The following is a 5,719-nucleotide window of genomic DNA, read 5'->3' as shown; positions in this document are numbered from 1 at the left end:
GTCCGGCAAACCGCGTTAGCGGCCCAGGCCCATCAGGATCTGCCGTTTGAGCAGGTGGTGGAAATTGTCCAACCGCCGCGCCGGCTGGCGCATACGCCGCTGTTCCAGGTAATGTTTGCCTGGCAGAACAATGAACACACGGACTGGGCATTGCCGGGCCTGATGGTGTCACCGATTGACCAAACTTTAGATACTGTCAAATTTGATCTCGAACTGGATATGTTTGAGGATAATGGCGCGATTTCAGGTAATTTACGTTATGCCACCGCCCTGTTTGATCAGACAACCATGGAACGACACATTGGCTACCTGCGGACTGTGTTGCAGGTGATGGTCGTTAACCACCAACAGCGGATCGGGGAAATTGATATCCTGACATCGGCAGAGCGCCGGTTATTGCTGGAAACGTGGAATGCCACGGAAACACCGTATCCTGAAGACTTATGTATCCATCAGTTATTTGAATGGCAGGCAGCAACAACCCCGGGCACTATTGCCCTGGTGCATGAAAATCAGTCGCTCAGTTACGCGGAACTCAATGCCCGGGCGAACCGACTGGCTCGTCAACTCATTGCACTGGGAGTGCGTCCCGGTGGACATATAGCGCTGTTGTTTGAACGCTCAATAGCACTGGTGGTCGCCCAATTGGCAGTGCTTAAAGCGGGGGCGGTTTATGTACCTGTTGACCCGGGTGTACCGGATGAGCGCAAACTCTGGATAATACAGGACAGTGCAGCTCAGTTACTGTTGACCGATACCCAAATGAGCATACCGGTCAATCTGACGATACCGTTATTGCGAATAAGGGAAAAAATTGGCTCAGGCAGGGAAGAAGAAGGGACAAATCTCAACTTAACCCGTCTGGAGTCAGATGCCGTTTATGTGATGTACACCTCCGGGTCTACCGGTACCCCGAAAGGGGTTATCGTATCCCACCGTTCGGTTGTCAGGCTGGTTGTCAATAATGGTTATGCAGACGTTGGGCCGGAAGATCGGGTGGCCTTTACCGCGAATCCGACCTTTGATGCCAGTACGTTTGAAGTCTGGGCTCCGCTGCTGAATGGGGGGACATTGGTGGTGATAGACCATGCCACCTTATTAACCCCGCCAGCGTTAGAGCGGGCTTTACAGCTTCATCACATTACTATTCTGTGGTTGACTATTGGCCTGTTTAACCGGTTGGTGTTAGAACTATCATCTGTTCTGCCTCAAATAAAAACCCTTATTTTTGGCGGTGATATTCCTGATTTACACGTGATTGCCAGTCTGTTGGAGAACAACCGACCTCAACACTTATTGCAGGCCTATGGTCCCACGGAAGGGACCACCTTTTCGACAATATACCGTATCACGGCATTGGCACCGGAAGCACACAGTATTCCCATCGGACAGCCTATCGCAAATACACGGGTTTATCTGTTGGATACAAATGGTCTACCGGTACCGTTGGGTGCCACCGGAGAGATGTATATTGGTGGCGACGGGGTCGCCAAGGGCTATCTGAACCGGCCTGAACTGACGGCAGAACGTTTCCTGGCTGACCCGTTCAGCGATAAACCGGATGCCCGCATGTACCGCACCGGGGATTTAGCCCGCTACTTGCCGGACGGCAATCTGGAATTTTTGGGTCGTACTGATCAGCAGGTGAAAATCCGCGGTTTCCGGATTGAACCGGGGGAAATCGAAGCGCGGCTGGCTGAACACCCGGCGGTGCGTGAAGCCGTGGTGCTGGCTCACGGGAATGGGCTGGACAAACGGCTGGTGGCGTATGTGGTGGCGGACGTGGAAGAAGGGCTGGTGAATAACTTACGTGAGCGCCTGAGTCAAGTTTTGCCGGAGTATATGGTGCCGGCGGCGGTGGTGCGTCTGGACCGCTTCCCGCTAACCCCGAACGGCAAACTGGACCGCCGGGCGCTGCCGGTGCCCGGGGAGGACGCCTTTGCCCGCCAGCGTTATGCAGCCCCGCAGGGCGCCACCGAAACCGCCCTGGCGGTGGTCTGGCGTGAGTTACTGGGCCTTGAACAAGTCAGCCGGCATGACAATTTCTTTGCCCTGGGCGGGCATTCCCTGTTGGCGGTACGAATGATAAACCGGATAATGGCGGTACTGGGCGTAGAATTACCGCTGATGGTGCTGTTTAACTCACCTTCGTTGGCAGCCTTAGCGCAGGCGGTACAGAAACAAGACAGCCCCGCATTGCCTGCCATACTGCCGGTCTCCCGGTCGAAAACTTTGCCGTTATCCTTTGCCCAACAGCGTTTGTGGTTTCTGGCTCAGCTCGACGGTGTCAGTGAAACGTATCATATCCCTCTGGCGCTGCATTTGCGCGGTCAGTTGGATATTGTCGCCTGGCAGCAGGCTTTGAATACCGTCTTTGCCCGCCATGAAGCATTGCGCACAGTCTTTATTTCGGTTGACGGGCAGCCGCAGATCCGGCTACTGGCGAAAGAGAGCGGGGTGCCACTGGTACAGCATGATTTACGCGGACATTTAGAGGCGGACACCGTACTGAAGCAACTGGTTACCGAAGCGGTATCTGTGCCGTTTGACCTCAGCCGGGAACCGCTTATCCGGGCAGTGCTTATCCGATTGGCAGATGACGACTATCAGTTTTTGCTGACCCAGCATCATATTGTGTCCGATGGCTGGTCGATCAATATATTGATACATGAACTCAATGCGCTTTATGCAGCGTTTTTGTCCGGGCGGCTGGATCCGTTACCACCGTTGGTAATTCAATACCCGGATTATGCCGCCTGGCAGCATCAATGGCTTTCCGCCGAACGTACCCAGGTGCAGTCGGACTATTGGCACACTGTGTTGGCAGATGCACCGGTGCTGCTGGAACTGCCCATGGACAGACCCCGGCCGGCCGTGCAGTCATTTGTCGGTCATGCTGTGCCGATCCGCTTAGATCCGGCACTGACCGCCGCACTCAAACACTTGAGTCAGCAGCACGGTGTCACGCTGTTTATGACATTGCTGTCGGCTTGGGGCGTCGTTTTATCACGACTGTCTGGTCAAGGAGATATCATTATCGGTACCCCCAGTGCCGGCCGTAACCAGCAGGAAGTGGAGCCATTGATTGGGTTCTTTGTGAATACGCTGGCTTTGCGGATAGCTGTTTCGGGTGAATTCACTGTGACAGAATTACTGAAACAAGTCCGACAGACGGTATTAATGGCACAGGTGCATCAGGATTTGCCGTTTGAACAGGTGGTCGAGATTGTCCAACCACCTCGCCGGCTGGCCCATTCCCCGCTGTTCCAGGTGATGTTTGCCTGGCAGAATAATGAACACACGGATTGGGCACTGCCGGGACTGATGGTGTCACCGATTGACCAAACTTTAGATACTGTCAAATTTGATCTCGAACTGGAACTGTATGAAGAGGCCAGCGGAATTAGCGGGGCATTACATTATAGTACCGCCCTGTTTGAACGACCCACAATTGAGCGGCACACGGGCTATTTGCAGACCGCTCTGCAAGCGATGGTGGCCAATGCACAACAGAAGGTGGAGGGCATCGATATTCTGTCCCCGGCAGAGCGTCGGTTATTGTTGGAAACCTGGAATGCCACGGAAACGTCGTATCCTGACACGGTGTGTCTCCATCAGTTGTTTGAACAGCAGGCCGCAAAAACCCCGGACGCCATTGCCTTAGTGTATGAAGAGCAGACCCTCAGCTACTCAGAACTCAATGCCCGGGCCAACCGGCTGGCGCATCAGCTAGTGATGCTGGGGGTAGAGCCGGACCAGTTAGTGGCAATTTGTGTGTCACGCTCATTGGCTATGGTGGTTGGGGTATTGGCCATACTGAAGGCCGGCGGGGCGTATGTACCGTTGGATCCAGCTTATCCCGGTGAGCGCTTGGTTTATATGCTCACCGATACTGCCTCGGCGATTGTGCTGGCGGATAATATCGGACGGGCAGCCTTGGGAAGAACCGAATTAACAGACCGAACCGTGCTTGACCCGAATATACAATTTGATCAACCGGATAACAATCCGCAGATAGCCACACTGACACCACGGCACCTGGCTTATGTGATTTACACCTCCGGCTCGACCGGCACACCAAAAGGGGTGATGATCGAACATCAGGCGCTGTACCAACATTACCTAAGCATTAATGAGCGTTATGCTTTTACAGCACAGGATCGGGTATTGCAATTTTCCGCTTTTGCGTTCGATGTCTCCGTGGAGGAATGTTTTTTAGCATTATGTAATGGTGCTTCGCTGGTGATTCGCAACGCTAATTGGTTGGCATCTATACCAGAGTTTATTATTTTGGCCCGGAAAAATCGTATTACAGTTCTATTCTTGCCGATGTTGTTTTGGTCTGAACTGGCGACCAGAGAAAAAAGACTGCTACTACCTGATACCCTCAGGTTTATTATCATCGGAGGGGAAGTCATCAATAAGAGTGCCGTTCAGAACTGGTTTATGCAGGATGGTCACTGTCCCCGGTTGTTAAATGCATACGGCCCGACAGAAACTACCGTTACAGCAACCTGTCAGGAAATATTATCCCCAACTGATGATTATTCTATTGGTCGGCCACTCAAGAATACTTACATTTATTTACTGGATAAAAAAGGACAACCCGTGCCGTTAGGTTGCGTGGGTGAAATATACATTGGCGGTGCAGGTGTCGCACGGGGTTATCTGAACCGGCCTGAACTGACGGCAGAACGTTTCCTGGCTGACCCGTTCAGCGATAAACCGGATGCCCGCATGTACCGCACCGGGGATTTGGCCCGCTACTTGCCGGACGGCAATCTGGAATTTTTGGGCCGCACTGACCAACAGGTGAAAATCCGCGGTTTCCGCATTGAACCGGGGGAAATCGAAGCGCGGCTGGCCGAACACCCGGCGGTGCGTGAAGCCGTGGTGCTGGCTCACGGGAAAGGGCTGGACAAACGGCTGGTGGCGTATGTGGCGGCGGACGTGGAAGAAGGGCTGGTGAATAACTTACGTGAGCGCCTGAGTCAAGTTTTGCCGGAGTATATGGTGCCGGCGGCGGTGGTGCGCCTGGATCGCTTCCCGTTAACCCCGAACGGCAAACTGGACCGCCGGGCGTTGCCGGTGCCCGGGGAGGACGCCTTTGCCCGCCAGCGTTATGCAGCCCCGCAGGGCGCCACCGAAACCGCCCTGGCGGCGGTCTGGCGTGAGTTACTGGGTATCGAAAAAATCAGCCGGCATGACAATTTCTTTGCCCTGGGCGGGCATTCTTTGCTGGCGGTGCGGGTGATAGAGCATTTGCGTCAGCAGGGGCTTACACTGGCGGTACGCGACCTGTTTCAGACTCCGGTGTTAGCCAATCTGGCACAAAAGCTGGAGCAGTACGCGGCCGTGCCCGTGCCTGCCAATGTGATTACCCCGGATACCTGTACGCTCACGCCGGCTATGCTGCCGTTGATAAACCTGACGCCGGCGGATATTGACCGTATCGTTGGGCAGGTACCGGGCGGCCTCAGCAACCTTCAGGACATTTATGCCCTGTCACCGCTGCAGGACGGGATCTTATTCCACCATTTGCTGGCAAGTGAGGGCGATCCATACTTGTTGACCGGTCAGATGGTATTTGCGGATCGGGTGGTGCTGGACCGCTATCTGGCCGCGGTGCAGCAGGTGGTCAACCGCCACGATATTCTGCGCACCGCCTTTATCTGGCAGGGGCTGTCAGAGCCGGCGCAAGTGGTCTGGCGCCAGGCCC

The 5,719-nt window shown here is 54.5% G+C and carries 1 protein-coding gene; it reads left to right on the top strand.

The window, feature by feature from the left end; all coding sequences use genetic code 11:
• Positions 1-5,719, top strand: a 5,719-nt coding sequence (locus C5470_RS21130) for a non-ribosomal peptide synthetase (protein ID WP_166291734.1), incomplete at both ends; no start/stop codon positions are given.

Source organism: Photorhabdus stackebrandtii, assembly GCF_011189495.1.
In the GTDB taxonomy this organism is placed as follows: Bacteria; Pseudomonadota; Gammaproteobacteria; order Enterobacterales; family Enterobacteriaceae; genus Photorhabdus; species Photorhabdus khanii.
This window is presented reverse-complemented; position numbering and strand designations above follow the sequence as displayed.